Genomic DNA, 23556 nt, shown 5'->3' with positions numbered 1-23556 from the left:
GTTCACCCCACCCCCACACATCGACCCCAAACAAACACCACGACGCAACCACCACCACACACCCCTCAGAACATAAACCTGCCTCAAAAGGTAGAGGTGGTGATGGGGTATCGAATGCTGCCTATTCGGCTGCCGTGAACTTGGCCTCAACAAACTTGAGGAGCGGACGGGAGTTCATGCAGACCAGATAGACCAGCAAGCCCGCAACAAACAGGATCAGCCAAGCAGTAGTGGCCATCAGCACGAATCCTGAAATAAAAATGATTCCGGCGCTGCCCAGGGACACCCTCCGCTGCACACCCAGGGTGTAAAGGGAGAGCCGATAGATGTCGCTGCTTCGGAAGGCGAACCGGGACAACAGGAGCAAAGCATTTACCGCAGCGGTAGCCACTATGACTCCGACGCCCAACAACCCTATCCGGGCAGCGATCTGCACTGGGCTGGCTCCTGGGCCAGGTCCCAGGTTCCCGGGCAGGACACTCAGATTGAAAGCAATGACCGCAAGGAGCGCGAGGTACGGAAGCCAAACCACCAACGCCTGGCCAAAGTTGCTGCGGTACGACTTCACAAAGTCATGGAAAACCCCGGTGTCCTCGTGTGCAAGCAGCCGGTTGAAGGCGTAACAGGCAGCCACGAATGAAGGGCCTGCCAGGATCAGGGAAATCAACGCCAACGGCCCAATGACGCCAACCAGCACCGGAGTGAGCACCAGCAGCGCATTGACGAGAACCAGCAAAGCATCGCCAACCATGATGCCGTACACAGTTCCAGCTGCCTTGAACAAGGTCCCGGATCCATACTCAGCTTTCGTGGCTGCCATCAGGACTACTTCTTGTCCGCGTAGGCCTTGTATGCCTTGTTTGCGAGCTCGACGTACTTACTCTGCCCCTTGCTGTCGAGCTCTTTGACGTACGCACCAAACTCGCTGACAGCACGCTGCCCCGTGATGAACTTGAGAGTGTTCTGCTTAACGTGATCCTTGAGAGGGGTGAGCGCCAGCGTGGCCTGCTCACGATCGACGTCGTTGAAGGGCACAGGCGGTGCAACCGGGCGTGGCTTTTTGGATTTCATGGCCTCTTGGAACGCCAATTCCTCGTCGTTGAATGTGGAGTGCAGGAGTTCCGTCGAGCCGCCGTAGGCGAAGTTTCCTCCAGAGAATCCGTAGTCCACCCGCAGGTCCTTGGTGCCTGCGGGATTGAGACCCTGGAAGTTGATATCGGCTGCCAGCTTCCGTTTGCCGCCTTCCTTGGTAAAGGTTGTTCCCTCAACGCCCCACTTGCTGAATTCCTGGCCTGCATCGCTGTAGAACAACCAGTCGATGTATTGGATGAGAGCCACAAAGCTGTCCTTGTCTTTGACGGACGAGTTCAGCATGATGCCGTTTTCCAAGCGTGTGCCACCGATGACGTCGCCTGCAGGACCTCCCGGAACCGTGATCTTGCCGATCTCGAAGTTGCCCTTGCCCAGTGACTGTTCCATGGAGGTCCGGTAGGTGATGACATTCTGCGAATTGGCACTGATCACGAACGACTTACCGGAAACGAACTTTTGGATGGCAGAGTCGTCGGTTTGGGTGAAGCTCTCAGGATCCATCAGTCCTTCAGACACCAGGGAGTTGAAGTAGGTCACGAGGTCCTTGAACTTCTCTGATCCCGCAGCAAATCCGAACTCCTTCTTGTCCTGATCGAACAGGAGCCCATCCACCAGGCCCCAACCCGCGGCCGTGCCAAAGGTTGGTGCCGCGATGTTCAGCACACTGTCGCCTTTGAACCTGTCTGAGAAAGGCACGACGTCGGGATACGCCTTCTTGAGCGACCGCAGCACTTCACGGAACTCGTCCCATGTGGTGGGCTCAGCCAAGCCTTCCTTCTTCAGTACGTCCTTACGGAAGCACAGAGAATAATCCGGCCACAGTTCCTCGTGCAGTCCGGGAAGAACGTAGTACTTACCGTCTTCCTGGGTGAGGGCTTCGATCTCTGGCTCGAGCTTCCATTTCTTGACCTTCTCTTGGAAGTGCGGCATGAGTTCCACGTAATCGCTAACTGGCAGCACAGCCCCGGCAGATACAAAAGCGGCTTCCTGCCCGGGATAGGTCTTGGCGATGATCTCCGGAGCGCTGCCGGAACTGATGAGAAGGCTGCGTTTCTGCTCGTAATCACTGTTGGGAACGATGGTTGGTTCCAGCGTGACGTTGTTGTCGCTGGCCATCTTGGTGAAGAGCAGCCAGTCCTTCTTGTACGGATAGGTTGGCTGGTCGGAGAACAGGAAGGTGAAGGACAAGGGCGTCGTCGCCTTGAATGTGTCACCTACCTTGAAGCTGTCCATCGCACCATTGCGGGACTTTGACGTATCCACCTTCTCGGCGGCTTCAGAGTCGCAGCTGGTCATCATCAACCCGATGGTGACAACGGAAGCAAGGCCGAGGAAGTCTCTTCTGCGGAACTCTCGTTTGGCGATCATTGGATGTCCTTTCATAAGGGTTATTCCTTGACGGAACCGAGCATGACGCCCGAGAAGAAGTACTTCTGGACGAAGGGGTAGACACAAAGGATGGGAATGACGGTTAGCACGATGGTGACCGACTGGATGTTGGCCGCGATTTGGCCCACGTTTTCCGCGGTCCCGCCGGCGGAGCCTGCAGTAGTGACTCCAGCGATCATGTTGCGGAGGTAGATGGTGACCGGAAAGAGGTCGGGGTTATCCAGGTACAGGAAGGCCTGGAACCACGAGTTCCAGTTTGCTACCGCGTAGAACAGGACCATGGTGGCCACGATTGCCTTACTCAGTGGAAGCACCACACGGAAGAGGATGCCGTATTGAGTGAGTCCGTCGATGGACGCCGCTTCTTCCAGCTCACGCGGCATGTTTTCGAAGAAGGACTTCATGATGAGCAGGTTGAACACGCTGATGGCATTCGGCAGGACCACAGCCCAGATTGAATCCCGCATGCCCAGCGAACTGATGAGCACGTAATTGGGGATCAACCCGCCGTTGAAGAACATGGTGAAGACGGCGAGTCCAATGAAAAGACTGCGGCCCTTGAGGTCCTTCTTGGCAATGGCGTAGGCGAATGAAGTGGTCAGGACCATTGAAATCGCGGTAGCCACCACCGTGTACAACAGGGTATTTCCGTAGTTGGTCCAGAACGTGGAGTCGGCCAGGATCAGCTTGTACGTCTCGGTGTTGAAGCCCATCGGGAACAGGTTGACCTGCCCTGCGTTGATGAACCCTTCGCTGGAGAACGACTGCGCGATGATGTTCAGGAACGGATAGACCGTTAGGAACACTACGAACAGCAGGAACACCAGGTTGAAAGCCCTGAAGATCCGCATTCCAGTGGAAACCCTCATGTCTTTCAGGAGGACACCGCCGGCAGCGCGAGGACGCAGAGAAGGAGCGGACTTGGTTGCTGTCTTGTTCACCACAGGCTCGTTCCTGCGAGGCGCTTGGATAACGCGTTCGCTGAGAGGATCAGCGTGAGGCCGATGACGGATTCAAACATTCCGATCGCCGCCGCATAGCTGAAGTTGCTGGATTCAAGGCCCACCCGGTACAGGTAGGTGGAGATAACGTCTGACGTTGCGTAGTTGAGCGGGTTATAGATGAGCAGGATCTTCTCGAAGCCCACTGCCATGAAAGTGCCGATGTTCAGGATCAGCAGCGTGATGATGGTCGGCCGGATGGCGGGCAGCGTCACGTGCCAGGTCTGTTGCCACCTGTTGGCGCCGTCGATCCTTGCCGCCTCGTACAGTGATTCGTCCACCCGGGTGAGCGCGGCCAGGTACAGGATCGCTCCCCAGCCCATCGTTTGCCACACCTCTGAGCTGATGTACATCGGCCGGAACCAGCCCGGATCCTGCGTGAAGTTCATTGTGTTGCCGAACAGCGATTCAGCGATCTGGTTCACCGTGCCGGTCATGGAGAAGTTCTGCAGGATCATGCCGGCGATGATCACCACTGACATGAAGTGCGGCAGGTAAGCCACAGTCTGCACGAACTTCTTGAACTTCTGGGACCGGAGCTCATTGAGCATCAGCGCGAAAATGATGGGCATCGGGAAGCAGAACACCAACGTCAGGATGCCCAGAACGATCGTGTTCTGGAAGGCCTGCCAGAAGCTGGGGTCGTTGATGAAGAGGGTGATGTATTTGAAACCCACCCATTTCTCGCCGAAGATGCTGCCGCCAGGCTGAAATTGGCGGAAAGCAATGACGTTCCCGGCCATTGGCAAGTACCTGAAAATGAGGAGGTATGCCAGTGGTAGCGCTAACAGTGTGTACAGACGCCAGTCCCGTTTGAGCGCCAGCTTCCAGCTTCCAGGCTTGATGCGCCGCTTTTTCTGTTTACTCGGCTCAGCGCCCGGCACAACCTCGGGTGGAGCGTCCAGCCTCAGTGCCATGGTTTTCCCGCCTTAGTTGTCGATTCTTCAAGGACCGAGACTTCTTCGAGGACCAGGACGCCGTTCGCTGGAAGCTCCACTTCCCCGCGAATCGGCTGTCCACTGATGCGGTCTATCCCGCCGTCGAGGACGTTCACCCTGGAAGGCGCATCGTTGTGGTTGAGCACCAGGAGGAAACTTTTGGCGGCGTCTCCAGAACCGCCGGTGCCTGAACCGCCGGCGCTATGACCCAGGTCAGCCGGTTTCAAGCCAGTACGACGGCGGACCTGGACTCCCGTAGGCGCCGTTAGTTCCGGTTCCACGCCTGCGCTTCGAAGTTCGTCCTCGAGCAATTGTTTGAGCAGCCCGTCCTCGACCCGGGCCGAAAGATAAACCGCGGTTCCTTGCCCGAAACTGTTGCGCGTGATGGCAGGAGCTCCCGCGAGGCGCCCGGAAGAGTAGCTGGCCAAGACGTCCGCCGTCTCGGCGTGCAAGTGCTCTGTCCAGTAACTCGCCGAGGAGGTACCGCCGTCGAGCGTGGAGAGCTTCACCTGTTCGCCGTCCCCGGCAAGTGGATGCATTTCTTCGCTCCACGCGCCCAGCACGTTGCGGAGGGCGCCGGGGTAGCCACCCAAGCGGATTGTGTTGTCCTGGTCCACGATGCCGGAGAGGTAAGAGACCACCAGTCGGCCGCCGTCGGACACATAGTTTTCGAACTTTTCGGCGGCGGCGTCCGTGAGCAAGTACGAGGCCGGCATGATCACCAGGCTGTACGCGGACAGCTCGCTGTTGGCATTGACGAAGTCCACCGTGATGTTGGCGTCGAACAGCGGGCGGTAGAAACGCAACACTTCCTGGGTGTAGTTCAGGTCCGAGCGCGGCGAGTTGCCCAGCTCCAGTGCCCACCAACAGTCCCAATCGAACACAATCGCCACTTTGGCTGTGGATCGTGTGCCCGTGAGGCCACCCAAGGATTTGAGTTCCTGGCCGAGTTCGCAAACCTCGCGGAAGATGCGGGTGTTCGGGCCAGCGTGGTTCACCATGGCCGAGTGGTAACGCTCGGTTCCACCCTTGGCCTGGCGCCACTGGAAGAAAAGGATCGAATCGGCACCCTGCGCGATGGCCTGGTAAGAGCCGAGCCGCATCTTGCCTGGAAGCTTGGAGACGTTGACGGACCACTGGCTCACAGCGCCAGTCGCTTGCTCCATGACCATCCACGGTTGTCCGTGACGCAAGGAACGCATGAGGTCAAAGTTCAACGCGGCGGCGACGTGTGCATCATCTTCACGGGGATCCGGGTAGATATCCAGAGCTGCGGCATCCTCCTGGGCGGCCCATGCCCAGTAGTCGTTGGTCTTGTAGAAGCGCATGAAATTAGTGACAATCGGCAGGTCCGGGCTGTGGCGCCTGAGGACGTCCCGTTCGGCCTTGAAGTGTTCCAGCATGCTGTCCGAGGTGAAGCGGTGAAAGTCCAGCCGCCGGGAAGGGTTGGACCACGTGCGGGGCTGCGCGGGAACGCGTACCTGGTTCCAGTCCGTGTAGATCTGGCCCCACACTGCAGTGCTCCATGCCTCGTTGAGCTCATCGAGCGATGAGTACTTTCTCCGTAGCCACTGGCGGAACGCCTTCTCGGCCCACGGCCCATACGAGGTAGGCCCGTATTCGTTTCCTACATGCCACATGCGCAGCGCAGGATGCTGTGCGTAGCGCTCCCCCATCTTTTCGGCGAGCGCCAAGGACTTTTCCCTATACACGGGGTGGGAGACGTCAAAGTGTTGGCGGGATCCGAAGCCGAACGTGGTTCCGTCGGGACGTTCCGGCATGATGTCCGGGTACTGCTCCACGAGCCACGCTGGCGGAACGGCATCCGGTGTCGCGAGATCCACGCCGATACCGTGCTGGTGCATCAGATCCATGACGTCGTCCAGCCATTCGAAGTCGAAGACGCCGTCGCTGGTTTCCAGGCGGCTCCAGGAGAAAACAGCGAGGGTTACGAGATTCACCCCGGCCTGCTGCATGAGTTTCGCGTCCTCAAGCCAGACCTCGCGCGGCCATTGCTCCGGGTTGTAATCACCGCCGTAGGCGATGCCGCCCAGTTGTCGATGCAGTTGATGCAGCCGCTTTTCAGCAGCCCGTAAGTCCTCAGGGTCGATGGTCATCTTTGTCCTTCGCTAGGCATTGGTCGCCTGGAAACCACAGTGCGACACAGATCACAGAGAGAAAGTATCGTAAACTTTACGCAATAACAACAGCCCACTACCCGAAACTGGAGAGTAACTTATAGGCTGTTGTTGCAGCCAAAAATTAGAGAATCTCGGACTTTGAAACCTCTATGAAGCCGTAATGCCGCGCAAATAGACGGTCATAGCTAGTTTTGTTTCCGATGAAAGTAAGAAACTATCGGACTTGACCAGCCCTACTCAGTACTCAACGCCCAAGCGCAGGGTGCAGATGCTCACTCTCAATCGCGACGCGGGCTTGACCTGCCGCCGCTTCGAGGGCATCAAAAACTGGTGCGCCCCGCAAGGTCGCAGCAAGGAAGCCGGCCATGAAGGCATCACCTGCCCCGTTGGTATCCACCACTTCGGCGGGAACGGCTGGGACCTCATGCTGGGTGCCGTCCGCTTCCAAGGCGACCGCACCTTCCGCCCCGAGTGTGCAGACAGCCAAGCGAGGCCCCCGTGCAAGGCAGGAATGCATGAGCGCCCACGGATCGTCTGTCCTGTCGTCATTCATGAAAACCACACCGGCCGCACGCAGAAAGGGTTCATGGAACGCCGAGGATCCGTCGTAGTCATGAAGGTCCACCCATAAAGGCGTCTCGTGAACCTCTTCGCGCTCCAGCAGCATCACCCCAAATTCACTTAGGTCAATAACGGCAAGATCAGCGGCAGCCACTACGACGGCCGCCGTCGCGAGATCCTCCTCGGCCGGGGCGGACGGCACGGAGACGTAGAGCGATACGCGGCTGCCGTCGTCGGTCATGAGGTTGACGTGGCGCTCAGTTCGGTCGGAGGCAATCTTTTCTACGGTGACGCCGGCGTTGGTCAGTGCGCGCAGGATCCGCCCGCCGTCGTCGTCCGCGCCAAGTGGCGAGCACAAACGCACACCGATGCCCAGAGCGGCAAGGTGCACCGCTTTCCCCGCCGACGTTCCGCCGACTGTCTCCCAAGCGCGTCGCGCGAACTGCATGTGCGGGACGGGCTCGGGGAGGTGGTCCAGGAGGATGAGCTGGTTCCACGAGGCCGGGCCGCAGACGGCAACGCTCGGAGTAGGAGGCATGCGACTATCCAAGCACGGTCAAATGCCCCCTCAGCGGAAACAAGACGGCAAGTCCAAAACCGTTGACACGTGACCAAATGGTCACCTATTCTGAACCCATGGACGCCGTGTTCAAAGCACTGGCAGACCCCACCCGGCGGGAGTTGCTCGATGAGCTGTTTCGCGAGGATGGGCAAACCCTCACCGCACTCGGAGCCCGGTTCGAGATGACCCGCTTCGGCATCGCCAAGCACCTCAAACTGTTGGAGGATGCCGGACTGGTGGTCACGCGCCGCCGAGGACGTGAAAAGCTGCATTTCCTGAACCCCGTCCCCATCAGGCTCATCCATGACCGCTGGGTGAGCAAATACGCAGAACCATGGGCCGCTGCACTCAGCGACCTCAAATCCAGATTGGAAAGTCCCATGGAAAAGATCTTCGAGATTTACATCAAAACCACCCCGGAACGGCTCTGGGAAGCCATCACCAACAGCGAAATCCGGAGCAAGTACCAGTTCGGTAACACGTTCACGGCGGACTGGACTCCCGGCGGCCGGTTTGAAATGCGGAACGTCAAAGCAGACGAGCCCCTGGGCGAAGGCGAGAACATCGAGGTCGATCCCCCGCGGCGGCTGGTCCAGACGATGCAAGCGTTGTGGGGCGAGGACGTCAAAGCGGAAGGAACGTCGCGGATCACCTGGGAAATCGAACCCGTGGGCGATTCGTGCCACCTCACCGTGACGCACGATCAGCTCCGCGAAGGCGCCAACGAACAGCTGTACGGCGGCTGGCCCATGATCCTCTCCGGGCTTAAGACGTGGCTCGAAACAGGCGAAACACTGACAACGCCCGGCTCGCTCATGTATGCCTAGGCACGTTAAACCACGACGACGGCGGGAGCTTCCCGCCGTCGTCGTCGCTATGTATTGCCTCCCGCCAGTTAGGCGACGGGAGCGGTGAGCTCCTCTTCCGAGAGCCAGGCCGCCTGCATGGTGCCCAGCAGGTGCGGCGCGAAGTCTTCGCCGATTTCCAGCACCACGCGGCACCGCGCACCGCGCTGGTCCGGGAAGCCGAGGTACTGTCCACGGAGGTCGCACACGGTCTGACCGCGGCTGGGACCGCTTGTTGTGTCTACCTCTACGCGTACTGTGGGCGCTAGCGTCAGCTCCACTCCCCTGACGGCGATGGCTGCAGCCAGGGGATCGTGCATCGCCGAACAAGCGCGACCGAAGATATCCACATAGAACCCGAAGTAGTAGCCAAGCATCTCGCCGAGGGCCTGTGAAACGGGGTGCTCGGATGCCAGCAGCTCTTGACGGTGGGTTTCCTCAAGGACGTTGGTCATGGTGACGTCCAGCGGCACCAGTGTCACGTTCCACTCGGCGGCGAGTACTTCGGCCGCAGCCTCTGGGTCGTTGGCGATGTTGGCTTCAGCAACGGGAGTGATGTTTCCCGGGGCCAATGCGGCGCCGCCCATGATGGTGAGTTCGGCGACGAGCTCCGTCAGCCTGGGCTCCAGCCGAAGGGCTTCAGCGATATTTGTCAGCGGCCCGATCGCCACAACCCGAAGCGCCCCAGCATGCTTGTGAGCCATCTGCACCAGCAGTTCGGAAGCCGTTGCCTCAACGGGTTCACCATCCGACGGAGCAAGCTCCACCCCACCGATTCCGTTATCGCCATGGACATGCGGCGCCCCACCGTGGAAGCTACCGACCTGCGGATCATGTGCACCGACCGCCACGGGGATGTCCGGATGCCCGGCCAGTTTGAGCAGGTCCAGGGTGTTCCGGGCACCACTGGCGGCGCTGATATTGCCGCTCACGGTGCCGATGCCCACGAGTTCCGCTCTCGGGGTTGCTAGCAGGTAGGCAAGGGCGAGGGCGTCGTCGATTCCCGTATCGCAGTCGAGGTAGAAGGGGGCGGCGGTGGGCTGGATCATGGTCTCTCGTTTCAGGTGTAGCGGAGTGTTGTGAAGAGGAACGGGGCGGACGCGCGGTGCTGCGTACCGGCGTCGGGCGTTAGATCTTTTCGCCCTTGGGGGCTGTGATGAACAAGCTGACGAGGAAGGCGAGGACGGTGATGGACACCGAAATCCAGAGCGCCGTCGAGTACCCGGCCGCGGTGCCCTGACCGGCGAACGGTGCAACAACCACGACGCCGAGGCTCGCCCCGATGCCGAAGGAGGCGCCGTTGATTCCCGGCAGCGCGGCAGGTGCTTCCTTGGGCGAGAGCAGGACCGAGAGCCCGTTGATCGCAGTGAGAAAGAAGCCGTTGTAGAAGATGCCCAAGGCTGCGATCGCGATGAGGACCGCCACCTGGTTGTCGGCGAACAACGCAGCAGCAATGGCGCAGGCCAGGCTCGTGGCCGTGCCGACGCGCACCGTCTTGATCCAGCCACGCCGGTCAGCAATCCAGCCGGCGAGCGGGGCTGCGAACACACCGATCAGGGCTGCCGGAGTCAGGAACAGCAATGCTGCCACCGAGGCCGGCAAGCCGAAGCCATTTTCCTTGTCCTGGCTGATCAGCACCACGGTGAAGTTGATGATGGCGAAGATTCCCGCGAGCGTCAGCACAGTGGTAACGATGACCGGCCATACCTGGCGCGAACGGAGGTGGTGGACTGCCACCAGGGGCGTGGAGCGCTTCTTCTCGATGAGCCAGAACGCGGTGAAGGAAGCGATGCTACCGGCGAGCAGGCCAAGCGCGGCAGGTGAGACCCAGCCTGCAGAGGAACCCGTGGAGACGAAGTATGTGATGAAGACCAGGAACACGGACAGCGAACCTGCGCCCCACCAGTCCATCCGGCCCGGAGCGGCAGCGGACTTCCCGCCCGGTACCACTTTGATGACGCAGACGACGGCGATCGCGGCCAGGGCGAGGACGGCAACAAAGATCGACTGGAAGCCGAGCGTTTCAGCCAAGAGTCCACCAAAATAGCCGTCTACGCCGCCCACACCGCCGTTAATGGCGGCGATGATGCCGATGGACGTGCCGAAGAGTCGGGCAGGCAAGTATTCGTTAAGGACGATGTAGGAGAGCGCGAAGATGGCGCTCGAGACACCCTGCATGAAACGGCCCGCGACCAGCAGTGGCAGGCTCGGAGCGAAGATGCACAACACCGTGCCAGCGCCCATGATGGCCAGGACCAGGAGCAGTGCAGTGCGGCGGCCGATGAAGTCGCTCCAGCGTCCAATCACCGGTCCGGAGATGGCGCCCGCAAGGAAGAACATGGACTGCACCTGAGCCACAGCCTCGGGCGTCTCGCCAAAAAAGGAACCAATGTGCGGGAGTGCCGGGGTGATCATGCTGGCGTTGAGCTGGAACGACAATACGGCCAGGACCAACGTGGTGATCAGCAGGACTGCCGCACGACCGCCGGGCCGGGTTTCCGACGTCACTTCTACGGCTTCGGAAGGCTGCGCCTCTACCGCTGTGTTGGGGATATTCACATCAAACTCCTTTGTCCGAGGGCGCAGGCGGCGCCACGAGATGTGAGTTGTTATACAAGCATGTATTACGAGCTTGTGCAACCTATCACATTTTTCCGGTACAGTGTCCGTAACCAAACCCAAGCGAGGCACCCTTGACCGACAATGCCGTCCAGTTCCTGTCCCGTCCCATTGCGCCCCAACCCGGCCAGCCCTTGCGCGTTGCAGCATACTCACGCATCGCCGAGGCAATCAGGACCAAGCTCCTCCCTCCCGGCTCGCTGCTCCCCACCGAGACCGAGCTGGGCGTCATGATGGACGTCAGCCGCACCGTGATCCGGGAAGCGCTGATGTTGCTGGAGGAAGACGGACTCACCAGGGCACGGCGGGGAGTCGGACGATTCGTGGCAGATTCGCTGCCACGGATCGGCATCGAACACATCCGCCCGTTCGATCAACTCCTTGGCGGGCCGGACCAGGACATCCAGGTCAAGCGCGTTGCTGCGATCAAACAGCCGGCCTCCGAATTTGTTGCCCCCGGAATCGGCGTGGAACCGGGCCAGGACGTCTGGTTCTGGGAAAGCGTGCTGATCCGCAATGGCGAGCCTGTGGCACACCTGCAGGAAAACGTGGCAGAAAGCATCCCCGAAGCCGAGGCACTCTCAGAAGCAGCGGAAGGTCCCACCCTTTCGGCTTCCACCCTTTTGGAAGTCCTCAGCGGCTTTCCGGGGGCGTCGCTTGGCCCTGGCGAATGCGAAATCAGCCTGAGTACCGCGGGTCCCAGCCGCGCTAAGTTGCTGGATCTTCGGCCGTCTGAGCCGGTTCTGGTCCTCACCCAATACGTCCGCCGCAAGGGTTCCCCGTTCTACCTGGCCAAATGCCTCGTGGCCGCAAAAGCCGGGCACCTCTCCGTTATCCAGTCCTCCTGAATCCTCCCGAAAGGGTCCTCCCATGAGCTCCTCCCCTCAGACTTCCGCGCCCATTTTGGCTCCGGCGAGCACCGCGCTCACCGTTGTAGGCAGCATCAACCTCGACATCACGGCTACCGCCAGCCGCCTCCCGACGCCGGGCGAAACCGTGGGTGGCGCCGCCCTCCGTCAGCAGCCCGGCGGCAAGGGCGCCAACCAGGCCGTGGCTGCAGCCCGGCTCGCTGGCGCTTCCCGCATGGTGGGGGCGGTAGGCCGGGACGAAGCAGGCCGGAGCCTCCTCGAAGCAATGGCAAGTGCCGGCGTCGACGTCCAGGACATCGCGCAAGTGGATGCCGCGACGGGGACAGCCCTGGTCCTGGTGGACAGCGAAGGCGAAAACCAGATTGTTGTGTGCCCGGGCGCCAATGGGCAGGTGTCCGTGGAAGGCGTCTCCTTCGCGGAGGAAGAAGCCGTCCTGTGCCAACTCGAAGTTGACCAAGACGTGGTGCTGGAAGCCGCCCGCCGAACCAAAGGCTACTTTGCCCTCAACGCAGCGCCTGCTGCGCCCATCATCCCGGAACTCCTGGAACGCTGCGACCTTGTGATCGTGAACGAGACCGAGTACGCGCTGATCCCTGCCCTTCGCACGGCACCCTTGGTTGCCGTGACGTATGGGGGCGAGGGCTCGGCGATCTTTGAGCATGGCGAACGCGTGGCCGAAGCTCCCGCGGTTCGGGTCACGGATATCGCCAACACGATCGGAGCGGGCGACGCCTTCTGCGCAGCGCTGGTCTTGGCCCTCCGCTCCGGACTTGAGCACAGCCATGCTCTGGCCGTGGCCAACGCCGTGGGTGCGGATGCTGTCCGGGATGCTTCGTCACAGCCTGCGTTGAAGTCGTTGCAGCACTACGTTGGGGCGACGCGCACGTCTTTCGCGGTCTGACCTTTCGCGGCCTGACCTTTCGAGCCTGGCTAAGCCCGGTTTAGCCCACGATCCGGAACTCCTCGAATTCGCCGGTCGCATCGGAGACGTCAAACTCCATATTCTCAATCCGACCAGGTGCCCGCGCCGAATGGAGCCAACTCACCAGTGCCTCGGCATCGGATACCGGTCCCTCGGCAACCAATTGCACGGATCCGTCGCGATTATTCCGGACCGTCCCCCTCAGCATTAGCTCATCCGCTTTGCGGGCCGTCCAGTAGCGGAACCCCACGCCTTGGACCACGCCGGTGATGCGGGCAGTGATCCGTACCTCGTCATCGGCAGAGCGGTTTTCCAGCGACTCAGTCATGGACCCAATCTAGCCCGGCACACCTGCGATGCCGAGTGGGGAGCCCAACGAAACCCGCCCTTGTTCACACTACTCACCGCACAAGGGTGAGTGGAGCGAACAAGGGCGGGTCCGGCGTGCATCAGGGGACCAGTGCGGCAGGAACCAGGTCAGCCCACCACGATGTCGTGCGTCGCGTGGTCGTACGTAAAGGTGACCGTGCCGCCGTCGTGGTTCAACTCGTGGTTGGCGCCATCGCGGACGCCAAACGCGCCATAGTTCTCATCCCACGAACGGTTCAGCGCGATCTTGTACGTATAGAAACCGGCCGGCAGTTCAGCCGTCAGCGTCCACAGCTGAACCAACGGGTTGAACTCCATCTGGACTTCGTCGTACTGGGGAGCCCAGTCTTCCGGAGCTCCCAGGATCTTGTTGAAGTCGCCCGCAATCGCGACGGCGTCCGGCTGGGGCAGGGTCTCGACGGCGGGAGCCGCCGCTGCCTTCGCAGGAGCCTTGCGAGTGGAAGGCTTCTTCGCGGCTGGCGCGGCCTTAGTGGTCGCAGCCTTAGAGGTCGCAGCCTTAGTGGTCGCAGTCTTGGCGGTCGCAGCCTTCGGAGCTGCAGCCTTCTTCGACGTTGCCGCACGCTTCGTCTTGGCCTTGGCCGGAGGGGCCGTAGGGGCCGTAGGCACGGGAACATCGGCTGGTACCGGTGTTCCGGCGTCGAGGGCCTCTGCGAAAGCCGAAACGTCAGGGAAGGCGACAGTCGCCCGCAGTCCGTCTTCCGGGATGGTCCATCCCGAACGCCCCTTGACCAGCCAGCCGGCCTTGACCAGCTTTGCCGATGCCGACGTCAGGGTTTTGTGGCCGCGGGGAATGCCCCCACTGAGAAGTTCAGCCTCATGATCGTTGAAAGGAACGCGTCCGATGGCCTCTGCCAGGACTTCCCCTGCGTTCAGCGTGGCTCCAGACCATACGCCCTCAGCGAGGATGTCCAGTACGGCCTTCAGACGAAGGTTGGTGTTCTCGGCGGTGTTCGCGCCCATGCTTCTCCTTCTACGGTGGATATCCCTTGCAGTTTGCCAATGAATTGTTAATTCGCGCGACTGCTAATGGTAAACACCGTGTGTCGTGACCGAGTATGACATTCCCGCGGCCGGAAGTGATCGATGAGTCTCGCCTCCAGCACCAATTCCGGGTTTATTGGGCAGGTGCAGACGCCTTAACCCACTCCGTCACTTCGTCCAGCAATACGGCTTTCCGGGCATCGCTGGCAAACGAGGAGCGGATCGAGTTTGCCGCCAACGTGGCCTGCTCTGGAACCGAGAACTCAAGGACCTTGGCCAACTGCTCGAAGTTGTCGTCTACGTAGCCGCCAAAGTAGGCGGGGTCATCCGAGTTCACGCAAACGTTCAAACCGATGGCAAGCATCTCCGGCAGTGGGTGGTCGGCCAGCTTGTCCACCGCACGCAAACGGACGTTGGACAGCGGGCAAACAGTCAGGGGGACCTGCTCGGCGACGAGTCGCTGCACCACCTCCGTGTCTTCCATGCAGCGGATACCGTGATCGATCCGCTCCACATGCAGCACGTCCAGTGCCTCGGTGATGTAGGCGGCCGGCCCTTCCTCGCCCGCGTGGGCGATCCTTCGCAGCCCGGCCTCGCCGGCACGCTGGTACAGTCGCTCAAACTTCGACGGCGGATTGCCCACCTCTGCTGAGTCCAGCCCAATGCCGACGATGGGGGCGTGCATCGCGAGCAACTGGTCCAACACTTCAAGTGCGGATTCCTCGGACATGTCCCTGAGGAAGGCCGCTATGAGAAGCGTCGTAACACCAAAGTCTTCCTCGGATGTCGCCAGTGCATTTGCGACGCCATTGACGCACACCTCAAGCGGGACACCCCTGGATACATGCGCCTGGGGATCCATCATGATCTCCGCGTGGCGCACTCCCCCGGCTGCGGCACGCTGAAGGTAAGCGCGGGTCATATCGGTGAAGTCCTGTTCAGTCTGCAGGACGGCCATGTTGGCGTAGTACAGGTCAAGGAAGGACTGCAGATCCGTAAATTCGTACTTCTCGCGCAGTTCCTCGATGTCTTCGTAGGGCAGTTCGATGCCGTTGCGTTCGGCCAGGGCAAAGATCAGCTCTGGCTGGAGAGTCCCTTCGATGTGCAGGTGCAGTTCGGCAACCGGGGGCGCCGTCGTCGTCGTTTTCTCGCCAAAAGTTTCCACTCGACAACTCTAGGCCCCATATCCGCACGTGTCCCGGAGCACTCAACTTGGTTCTTCGCCGCGGGACCCCCAAACTGAAAGGATGCAGACTTTCCTCCCTTTCGCCGATTTCCGTGAGAGCGCCGCGGCGCTCGACACCTCAAGGCTCGGCAAACAGCGCGTCGAAGCCCTCCAGGTCCTCCGCGCACTGGTCATCCCGGAGTACGGTTGGCAGCAGCACCCCGCCGTCCGTATGTGGATGGGCCACGTCCCCGCCCTCACCATGTACGGACTCGCAATGGCCGACGAGTGGATCCAGCGTGGCCACCCGGACAACACCCGCAACAACATCGCTGAGTTCGCACCCCAGGCGGCACACCCGGACTACGCCTCCAGGATCGTCATGCCGCCGTGGCTGGGCTACGAGGACCTGCACCTCAGCCACCGCTCCAAGCTCCTTGGGAAAGATCCCAAGTTCTACGGACCGCTCTTCCCCGGCGTCGAAGAAAAGCTCGAGTACATATGGCCCGAGCCCAAGCACGAGTTCCACCCTGAAGACCCTGACGAGGACCGACTCTGGATCCTGCGGGCCAACGTGGAGGACCTCCGTCCGGAGCAGCTCACCACGGTAAGCATGCCCCCTCACGGCAAGGCAAAGGCCGTTTCCAACGCCGATGAGTATGAGTTCGTGTACGCCGAGGAGAAGTCCCGGCGTCAGGTGGGCGGGCCCAAGAAGCGGCCGGTGAAACAATTGGAAAAGAAGCCCACGCGGAAGCGCCAAGCCCAGGAAGCTGCGTTCAATACGCTTCCCGGCAAGACCGAGATCGCCGTCCCGTTCGACGTCGGCCAGATCTTCGCCGTCGGCTTGGTCCAGGGACGGCCTATCACGGTTGACGGCAAGTTCGCCCGCAACTTCGAAGTCACTGACGTGGTCAAGCGCTCCGATTTCGACTACCCGGCCCTGTTGCAGGACCCGCGGGTCTTCTTCCCGATCCCCGCACCGGCACAGTAGCAGCGAGGGAGGGCCATGGATTTCCAGCACATCATCGAAGAAGTCGGCCGGTACATGGACTTCGCCGGCGTGGCAGTCATGGTGGTTGGGGCGCTGGTTTCCATCCCGCTCGCGTTGCGCGGCTACCAACCCAAACGCGCCAGTGGGCTCGCACCATTTTCGCCCTACCGCGCCTACCGGCAATTGCTGGGACGGTCGATCCTCCTGGGCCTTGAGCTCCTGGTGGCCGCCGACATCATCCGGACAGTTGCTGTGACGCCCACGTTTGAAAGCGTGGGCGTGCTTGCGATCATCGTGCTGATCCGGACGTTCCTGAGCTTCTCGCTGGAGTTGGAGATCACTGGCCGTTGGCCGTGGCAGAAGGAAAAAGAGCACGACGGCGGCAGCTCAGTTCCGGACGGCTCGTCGGTTCCGTCGTAGGGGCTCCGTCGCAGCAAATCCCGGTCTTGTTCGTTGATCCCACCGTTGTAGGTGAGGTTTAGCGAACAAGACCGGGATTTGTGGCTCGGGTGAAGGGCTACTTGCCGAGCCCTGCCCGACGAAGTGCTTCGGCCATCGCTGTGTTGGCGGGAGCCTCAGACTGCTGGGGTTTGGCCTGGCGACGATCACCCTGGCCCGGCTGACCACCACCACGCTGGCCCGGCTGCCCACCCGAACGTTGGCCTCCAGCATTCCGTGCACCCGGGTTTCCTCCGCCCGAGGAGCGTCCTCCGGAACCGCGGCCGCCCCCGGTGCCGGGTTCGTCGTCGAGCCTTAAGGTCAGGGAGATGCGCTTGCGCTCGGGATCGGCTTCAAGCACCTTGACCCGCACTACCTGCCCGGACTTCACGATCTCGCGGGGATCCGAGACGAATTTGTTGGACAGCGCAGACACGTGGACCAGGCCGTCCTGGTGCACTCCTACATCCACAAAAGCACCGAAAGCGGCAACGTTGGTGACGGTGCCTTCCAGGATCATGCCCGGTTTGAGGTCCGAGATCTTTTCGATGCCCTCCGAGAATGATGCCGCCTTGAACGCAGGACGGGGGTCGCGGCCCGGCTTCTCGAGCTCGGTCATGATGTCCTTGACGGTCGGCAGGCCGAACGTGCCATCCACGAATGCCTGCGGATCCAGTGAAGTGGTGGGCCCGCCACCGGCCGCGACGAGGATCTTGCGCGCAACGGAGTAGGCCTCCGGGTGCACGCTGGAAGCATCCAACGGCTCCGCTCCCCCAGTGATCCGTAGGAAGCCTGCACACTGCTCGAACGCCTTCGCTCCCAGGCGGGGTACCTTCTTGAGGTCGCTCCGCTTGGCGAAAGGGCCATTCTCATTGCGGTACGCCACAATGTTTTCGCTCAGCAAAGGTCCGACGCCGGCCACTCGACTCAGCAGGGCAGGAGACGCCGTGTTAACGTCCACGCCCACGGCGTTCACGCAGTCTTCCACCACGGCATCCAGTGAGCGGTCCAGCTTGGCAGCCGTGACATCGTGCTGGTACTGGCCAACCCCGATCGACTTGGGTTCGATCTTCACCAGTTCGGCCAGCGGATCCTGAAGCCGGCGGGCAATAGAGACAGCTCCGCGGAGTGAAACGTCCATGCCGGGGAGCTCGGAAGCTGCCAGTGCCGACGCAGAGTACACAGAAGCCCCCGCCTCGGAGACAACGAGTTTCTGGACACCCTTGGAACCTGCGGCCTCGAGGGACTTGATGAGCTCGTTGGCCAGCTTGTCCGTTTCCCGGGACGCGGTGCCGTTGCCGATTGCCACGAGTTCCACGTTGTACTGCTTGGCGAGGCGGCCGAGGGTGGCCAATGCCTCGTCCCATTTCTTTGCCGGCGCGTGGGGATAGATGGTGTCCGTGGCAACCACCTTGCCCGTGCCGTCCACCACCGCCACCTTGACCCCCGTACGGAGCCCCGGGTCCAGGCCAAGAGTGGAGCGGTTGCCCGCAGGCGCAGCGAGCAACACATCACGCAGGTTGGCGGCGAAGACGCGGACAGCCTCATCCTCGGCGTCTGCAAACATCCGTCCCCGAAGATCCGTAGTGAGGCGGTCCAGGATGCGACCGCGCCAGGCGAGCTGGGCAGTCTGGGTGAGCCAGAGATCGGCGGGACGGCCGTGGTTGGCGACCCCAAGGCACTTGGCCACAGCGTTCTCGTAGCGGCCGCGGGCGGCGGCCAGGGCGTCGTCGTCGGCGGGATCCGCTTCGGCGAGGTCCAACTCAAGTACGCCGTCCTTTTCACCCCGCAAGAGGGCGAGCACCCGGTGCGACGGCATTCCGGACGGGACTTGCGTGAACTCGAAGTAGTCCTTGAACTTCTGGCCCTCGGCCTCCATGCCCTTCTTGACGCGGGAGACCATCCGCCCCTGCTTCCAGAGCCGTTCGCGCAGGTCCTCGGCCAGGTCGGGGTCCTGGGCCACGCGCTCCACCAGAATCGCCCGGGCACCTGCGAGCGCGGCGGATGCGTCCTCAATGGAGTGCTCGGCGTTGAGGTACTTGGCGGCTTCGGTTTCGGGGTCCAGCTGTGGGTTGGCAAGCAGGACGTCGGCCAGCGGCTCCAATCCGGCTTCGCGGGCAATCTGAGCCTTGGTGCGGCGCTTGGATTTGAAGGGGAGGTAGATGTCCTCCAGCCGCGCCTTGGTGTCAGCACCCACGACGGCGGCTTCCAGTTCCGGGGTTAGCTTGCCTTGGGCTGCTATCGCCTCCAGGACGGTCTTGCGCCGTTCTTCCAGCTCTCGCAGGTAGCGGAGCCGTTCCTCAAGATCGCGCAACTGGGTGTCATCGAGCGTCCCGGTGACTTCCTTACGGTAGCGGGCGATGAAGGGAACGGTGGATCCGGCGTCGAGCAGTTCCACCGCGGCCTTGACCTGCCAGGCCTTGACGCCGAGTTCGTTGGCGATGAGGTGGTGGATGGCAGAATCGGCTGACTGGTGTTGGAGAGATTGAGTCACCCTGACAGTTTGCCTCACATGACCGACAGTTTTCAGGTTCGGGTTCCGGAAAGCCTATGCCGGGAGCGCTGTTAGTGCTGTAGTTGGAGCATGCAGGAACTGCTCATCATCCTTCAGGACGGGTTTGTTTCCGATGACGTGAGCGTGACCGTCAACGGCAAGGAAGCTGTGTCCGAACGGGATGTGTCCACCAAGATGCTGTTGGGAATGGCCGACGAAATCACGGTGGAGCTGCCGGCGAAAGGCGCCACGGTGGGAGTTGAAGTCCGAAGCAGAAAGCTCAGCGCAACGAAAAAGCTCGCTGGTAAACCCAGGAGCCTGATTGTCTCCATAGAGGACGACGAGCTCGTGCTGCGCGAAGGAACGGGCCGCGAGGCGTTCCTCTGACGAGGAGCGCTTCGCGGCGGCTGGATGTACGTGCCGGATCGGCAACTTAGTGTGCCATGTGCTCCTTGGCCGAAATGTGCTCCACCAGTTCGCCAACGCGGTCCTCGGTGTAGTTCCGTGCAATGTCACCTTGGCTGATGATGCCAACGAACTTGTGGTCGCTGATGACGGGAAGCCGGCGAACCTGGTGCTCCTCCATCATCCGAATACATTCATCGATGCTGGCGTCCGCATCAATCCAGTAGGGCTTGCCTTGGGCGAGCTCGCTGGCACGTACTTCACGGGCGTCCTTGCCTTCGGCCAGGACCTTGACCACGATGTCGCGGTCGGTGATGAAACCGGAGAGCTTGCCGTCATTCCCGCAGATAGGAAGTGAACCGCAGTCCAATTCCTTCATCTTGCGGGCGGCGTCCTGGAGAGTCTGGTCTTCAGGAATGCACCAGGCATTCGTTGTCATGAATTCACGTACGACACTCATGGGTCCTCCTTCATCGATTGGGCTTTATCGACGCGGGGTCCTTCGGGATGGTCCTTTCGGCACCGACGCCGATGATGCCAGCCTACGCTCGGCGGCTGCGGCTGACTAGGCGATCCCGCAGGTTGCCGGGCGGAATTTTTGTCAGCCCCCTAGATATAATCCATTCGCTGGAGTATCCTCCATTTTGGGTTACACACGGCTTCTGGGCATCGGCCACTCACATCCTTCGGGACTCCCCACATGCATCGCCTCCGCCCTGAACCGTCATGCCGTCCATCTGCTGTATCCAGTGATGGACGAACGCATTGTTGACTGCTTGCAGAGCGAGAAAGATCCTCCCATGGACACCCCCAACGTCCCCAGCACCCGCTACTCCCCTGTCCCCCACCACACCAATGAAACCCCGTTCCCGACCGCTTTTGGGCCCCACGCTTTTGGGTCCCGCGCTTTTGAGCCCCAACCCAGCACCTTGACATGGCCCTCCGAAGATTGGTGGAGGTGCTGGCGCTCTGCACCCGTCAGCGGCCGTTATGAAGGCAACCAGGCAAGCAGCGGCCCTGTCGGCAGCGCGCTGGACCTCCGCTTGGACGTCGATCCCCGCCAGGGCGTGGAATCCCCGGTGCTGAACAAAGTCAGTGGCGATCTATACAACACCCGCTGGGTCAAAGCGGATGGCGTCAACCAACTCGTGAAGACTTATGTGGAGTCTTGGATCGTGGACGCGCCGGTAGTCACCATGACCCATGCCGATGCACACATCACTGGAACGGTCCGCTACTGGAAAGGCACGCACCCGGCCACAACCGTGGAAATCACTGTGTCCTGGTCCCACGGGGCCATCACTGGCGCAGTAGCCACATTCACGGCAGGCGGCGTTGCCGGGCAGCCCTACGCCTGTGCCTACCGTTCGGGCTGTTTCCGGGACGTCAACCTTGAACTGGACTATTGCAGTTCCGTGGATGTCGATCCCAAAGTCCCGATCTACAACAGCCACGCCCACAACAACCGCCCGGCCGATCTCTCCGAGCGGACCCTCAGCATCGAGTCCTCGTACAAAGACGCAGGGGTGGCCGTCACCATCGACCCCGTGCACACGGTGATCGACGACAGCGCCGCGGGCTTCGCCTCCTGGAACGTCGGCGAACTGCACGATGCCATGGAAACTTCGTTCGGCAAGTTCAACTCCGGCTGGCCAGCATGGAACTTGTGGGGCGTGCAGGCCGGCATCTTCGACACTGCCGGAGTGGGTGGCATCATGTTCGACGCCGCTGCGGGCTTTGGCGGCGCAGGTCGCGGTCCGGATCGCCAGGGTTTCGCGATATTCCGCAACCACACGTGGTTTACGAATCTCGTCTCCAATCCGACCACCCAGGACCAAGCGTGGGCCATGCGCCATTTCCTCTACACCTGGGTCCACGAGGCAGGACATGCTTTTAACTTCCTGCATGCGTGGGACAAAGCCAGGCCTGATTCCCTTTCGTGGATGAACTACGACTGGAAATACGATCAGCGCAACGGCACGGACACCTTCTGGGCAAACTTCCGCTTCCGTTTCGACGACGACGAGCTGCTCCACATGCGTCACGGCGACCGGGCCTCCGTGATCATGGGCGGTGATCCGTGGGCTTCGGGCGGACATCTGGAATCTCCTCCGGGGGCTATGACGGTCTCAGGGCCCGGCAGCGATGTGGAGCTGACGCTCACCGGCAAGGACTACTTCGATTACATGGAACCCGTGGCACTCGAATTCCGGCTGCGGAACACCAGTGATGCACCTGTCCCGGTGGACGGGCGGCTCGATCCGAGGTACGGCAACACCACCGTGTACGTCCAAAAACCCGATGGGACCGTGGTGCTCCACGAATCGGTGGTTTGCTTCTACGGGATACCAGACATGGTGATGCTCTCGCCGGCCGCCCCTTCGGGTGGGAGCGACGGCAGCGACCGATACAGCCAGCTCGTCCAGTTGGCCTATGGAACGGTGGGGTTCGTCTTCGACAAGCCGGGCCAGTACTTGGTCAGGGCCGTTTACAGCACGGACGGGCTGGTCCAAGCGTCCAACACGTGGCCGTTGCGGGTGGGCTTCCCCGTCACCAAGGAAGAAGACCGGTTTGCGCCGGAGTTCTTCACCCGGGAGGTAGGCCTGACGCTGGCGTTCGAAGGGTCCATGTCGCCCCATTTGAGCAAGGGACTGGATACCCTGGTCGAGGCTGCCGAGCGTTTCAGCGGTGAGCCTTTGGGCGTCAAGGCCGCTACCGCCGTCGCCCAATCCGTGGGAGACGACTTCTTCCGCCGCAAGGACGACAAGATGGTGAAGCACCACAGCGCCGATCCTGAGCGGGCGTTGGCGCTGACGGATGCGGGCCTGGCCAAGTACCAGCAAGAAGGAGCAGCGAGCAGCAACCTCGCCTACCGCAACCTGGTTGAACTGCGCACGGAACTGCACGTCAAGGCCGACAACCCCGCGGCCGCCAAGTCAGAGGTGGAAACCCTAGCCAAAGATCTTGGCTCCCGCGGCGTCAACCCCACGGTCCTGGCTCAGGTCAAGGAGCTGGTTCCATCAGCTGCGGTCCGATCCACTGGAACCCCACCAACTCCGGCGGCCCGTTCCCGCCGGTCGGCTCCGAGGAAGCCTGCCAAATAGTCGTCGGATGACCGTTTGGCATGTGGCTACTCCGCAGCCGGCGACGGCGGCACGCTCCATCGCTCGAAAGGTGGGTGCCGCCGTCGCTCCTTTTAGCAGTTGCAGTTATTCCGCTATGTCCTCGGCCCACAGTTCGGGGTGATCGTCCTGGAAGGTGCGCATCATGTCCACGCAGCGGGGGTCATTGAGGACCACTACTTCAACGCCACGCGAACGCAGGAGCTCGAATTCCCCCGGGAACGTCTCCGCTTCGCCCACCACGACGCGCGGGATCTTGAACTGGATGATGGTTCCCGTGCACATCGCGCACGGCGCCAGCGTGGTGTAAAGCGTCGTGTCCCGGTAACTCTTTTGCCGGCCCGCAGCGCGCAACGCGGACATCTCGCCGTGCGCGATTGGATCGCCATGCTGGACACGTTCGTTGTGCCCACTCGCGATGACCTTCCCAGCGCGGGCCAAAGCGGCGCCGATGGGAATCCCGCCCTCGCTGAGACTCTTTTGCGCGGCTTGGTACGCGGCCTCGAACGCTGGGTCCGCAATGGTGAAGGCTGATTCAGTCATGGGGGCAGTCTAAGTTGCCCGCACGCCAAATTGCCCGCACGCTAAATTGTCGGGGGCCGCTGATAGCTTGGCTTCATGGTCCACTTCG

General features: G+C 61.4%; 21 protein-coding genes. 7 read left to right on the top strand and 14 right to left on the bottom strand.

The window, feature by feature from the left end; all coding sequences use genetic code 11:
- Window positions 1-121 precede the first annotated feature (121 nt).
- From ACFX4T_RS17915 to ACFX4T_RS17890, 6 genes are all read right to left on the bottom strand, one after another.
- On the bottom strand, window positions 122-820 hold the full coding sequence (locus ACFX4T_RS17915) for a YesL family protein (protein WP_377653075.1): 699 nt from the start codon (window positions 818-820) through the stop codon (window positions 122-124).
- 5 nt (window positions 821-825) lie between these two features.
- Window positions 826-2475: an extracellular solute-binding protein gene (locus ACFX4T_RS17910; RefSeq protein WP_216926165.1), complete on the bottom strand. Its 1650-nt coding sequence runs from the start codon at window positions 2473-2475 to the stop codon at window positions 826-828.
- A gap of 5 nt (window positions 2476-2480) precedes the next feature.
- A complete protein-coding gene (locus ACFX4T_RS17905) occupies window positions 2481-3350 on the bottom strand; it encodes a carbohydrate ABC transporter permease (RefSeq protein ID WP_377653085.1) in 870 nt (289 codons plus the stop codon).
- 68 nt (window positions 3351-3418) lie between these two features.
- Window positions 3419-4399, bottom strand: coding sequence for an ABC transporter permease (locus ACFX4T_RS17900; RefSeq protein WP_377653073.1), 981 nt, complete (start codon window positions 4397-4399; stop codon window positions 3419-3421).
- Window positions 4390-6537, bottom strand: coding sequence for a beta-galactosidase (locus ACFX4T_RS17895; protein ID WP_377653071.1), 2148 nt, complete (start codon window positions 6535-6537; stop codon window positions 4390-4392). Before ACFX4T_RS17895 ends, ACFX4T_RS17900 begins: the two co-directional genes overlap by 10 nt.
- Before the next feature lie 268 nt (window positions 6538-6805).
- A complete protein-coding gene (locus ACFX4T_RS17890; RefSeq protein ID WP_377653068.1) occupies window positions 6806-7660 on the bottom strand; it encodes a carbohydrate kinase family protein in 855 nt (284 codons plus the stop codon).
- 98 nt (window positions 7661-7758) lie between these two features.
- Here ACFX4T_RS17890 and ACFX4T_RS17885 point away from each other — a divergent pair, with 98 nt between their 5' ends.
- Entirely contained in the window at window positions 7759-8511 is a 753-nt protein-coding gene (locus tag ACFX4T_RS17885) for a metalloregulator ArsR/SmtB family transcription factor (protein WP_216926161.1), read from the top strand.
- A gap of 68 nt (window positions 8512-8579) precedes the next feature.
- Here the strand turns inward: ACFX4T_RS17885 and ACFX4T_RS17880 are convergent, their stop codons facing one another.
- Both ACFX4T_RS17880 and ACFX4T_RS17875 read right to left on the bottom strand, forming a co-directional pair.
- Window positions 8580-9578 carry a nucleoside hydrolase gene (locus ACFX4T_RS17880; protein WP_377653066.1) on the bottom strand — a complete coding sequence of 333 codons (999 nt, stop codon included), beginning with the start codon at window positions 9576-9578 and terminating at the stop codon, window positions 8580-8582.
- Window positions 9579-9657: 79 nt separating this feature from the next.
- A complete protein-coding gene (locus ACFX4T_RS17875; RefSeq protein ID WP_377653064.1) occupies window positions 9658-11088 on the bottom strand; it encodes an MFS transporter in 1431 nt (476 codons plus the stop codon).
- A 134-nt stretch (window positions 11089-11222) separates the two neighbouring features.
- Here ACFX4T_RS17875 and ACFX4T_RS17870 point away from each other — a divergent pair, with 134 nt between their 5' ends.
- Complete coding sequence (locus ACFX4T_RS17870) at window positions 11223-11996, top strand: GntR family transcriptional regulator (protein ID WP_377653062.1); 774 nt, start codon at window positions 11223-11225, stop codon at window positions 11994-11996.
- Between the two features lie 22 nt (window positions 11997-12018).
- Complete coding sequence (locus ACFX4T_RS17865) at window positions 12019-12918, top strand: ribokinase (RefSeq protein ID WP_377653060.1); 900 nt, start codon at window positions 12019-12021, stop codon at window positions 12916-12918.
- 40 nt (window positions 12919-12958) lie between these two features.
- Here the strand turns inward: ACFX4T_RS17865 and ACFX4T_RS17860 are convergent, their stop codons facing one another.
- The 3 genes from ACFX4T_RS17860 to ACFX4T_RS17850 all read right to left on the bottom strand — a co-directional run bounded on the left by ACFX4T_RS17860 (window position 12959) and on the right by ACFX4T_RS17850 (window position 15475).
- Window positions 12959-13267 (bottom strand): acylphosphatase, encoded by a 309-nt coding sequence (locus tag ACFX4T_RS17860; RefSeq protein WP_377653058.1) that lies wholly within the window; start codon window positions 13265-13267, stop codon window positions 12959-12961.
- 149 nt (window positions 13268-13416) lie between these two features.
- Window positions 13417-14289 (bottom strand): glycosidase, encoded by an 873-nt coding sequence (locus ACFX4T_RS17855; RefSeq protein ID WP_377653056.1) that lies wholly within the window; start codon window positions 14287-14289, stop codon window positions 13417-13419.
- A gap of 154 nt (window positions 14290-14443) precedes the next feature.
- Window positions 14444-15475, bottom strand: coding sequence for an adenosine deaminase (locus tag ACFX4T_RS17850; protein WP_377653054.1), 1032 nt, complete (start codon window positions 15473-15475; stop codon window positions 14444-14446).
- Window positions 15476-15557: 82 nt separating this feature from the next.
- Here ACFX4T_RS17850 and ACFX4T_RS17845 point away from each other — a divergent pair, with 82 nt between their 5' ends.
- Together ACFX4T_RS17845 and ACFX4T_RS17840 are read left to right on the top strand one after the other, a co-directional pair.
- Window positions 15558-16466 carry an MSMEG_6728 family protein gene (locus ACFX4T_RS17845; RefSeq protein ID WP_377653052.1) on the top strand — a complete coding sequence of 303 codons (909 nt, stop codon included), beginning with the start codon at window positions 15558-15560 and terminating at the stop codon, window positions 16464-16466.
- A gap of 15 nt (window positions 16467-16481) precedes the next feature.
- Complete coding sequence (locus ACFX4T_RS17840; protein ID WP_216926152.1) at window positions 16482-16886, top strand: DUF1622 domain-containing protein; 405 nt, start codon at window positions 16482-16484, stop codon at window positions 16884-16886.
- A 97-nt stretch (window positions 16887-16983) separates the two neighbouring features.
- Here the strand turns inward: ACFX4T_RS17840 and ACFX4T_RS17835 are convergent, their stop codons facing one another.
- Entirely contained in the window at window positions 16984-19398 is a 2415-nt protein-coding gene (locus tag ACFX4T_RS17835) for a Tex family protein (protein ID WP_377653049.1), read from the bottom strand.
- A 90-nt stretch (window positions 19399-19488) separates the two neighbouring features.
- On the opposite strand from ACFX4T_RS17835, the gene ACFX4T_RS17830 reads away from it, so the two are divergent.
- A complete protein-coding gene (locus tag ACFX4T_RS17830) occupies window positions 19489-19785 on the top strand; it encodes a hypothetical protein (protein ID WP_216926150.1) in 297 nt (98 codons plus the stop codon).
- 46 nt (window positions 19786-19831) lie between these two features.
- On the opposite strand, the gene ACFX4T_RS17825 is transcribed toward ACFX4T_RS17830, so the two are convergent.
- Entirely contained in the window at window positions 19832-20263 is a 432-nt protein-coding gene (locus ACFX4T_RS17825) for a CBS domain-containing protein (RefSeq protein ID WP_216926149.1), read from the bottom strand.
- Window positions 20264-20603: 340 nt separating this feature from the next.
- Between ACFX4T_RS17825 and ACFX4T_RS17820 the strand changes: the two genes are divergently transcribed.
- Window positions 20604-22907, top strand: a complete 2304-nt coding sequence (locus tag ACFX4T_RS17820; RefSeq protein WP_377653047.1) for a hypothetical protein — start codon at window positions 20604-20606, stop codon at window positions 22905-22907.
- A gap of 105 nt (window positions 22908-23012) precedes the next feature.
- Here the strand turns inward: ACFX4T_RS17820 and ACFX4T_RS17815 are convergent, their stop codons facing one another.
- A complete protein-coding gene (locus ACFX4T_RS17815) occupies window positions 23013-23468 on the bottom strand; it encodes a nucleoside deaminase (protein WP_377653045.1) in 456 nt (151 codons plus the stop codon).
- Window positions 23469-23556 lie beyond the last annotated feature (88 nt).

This window comes from Paenarthrobacter sp. YIM B13468 (assembly GCF_042788025.1).
Taxonomy (GTDB): domain Bacteria; phylum Actinomycetota; class Actinomycetes; order Actinomycetales; family Micrococcaceae; genus Arthrobacter; species Arthrobacter aromaticivorans.
This window is presented reverse-complemented; position numbering and strand designations above follow the sequence as displayed.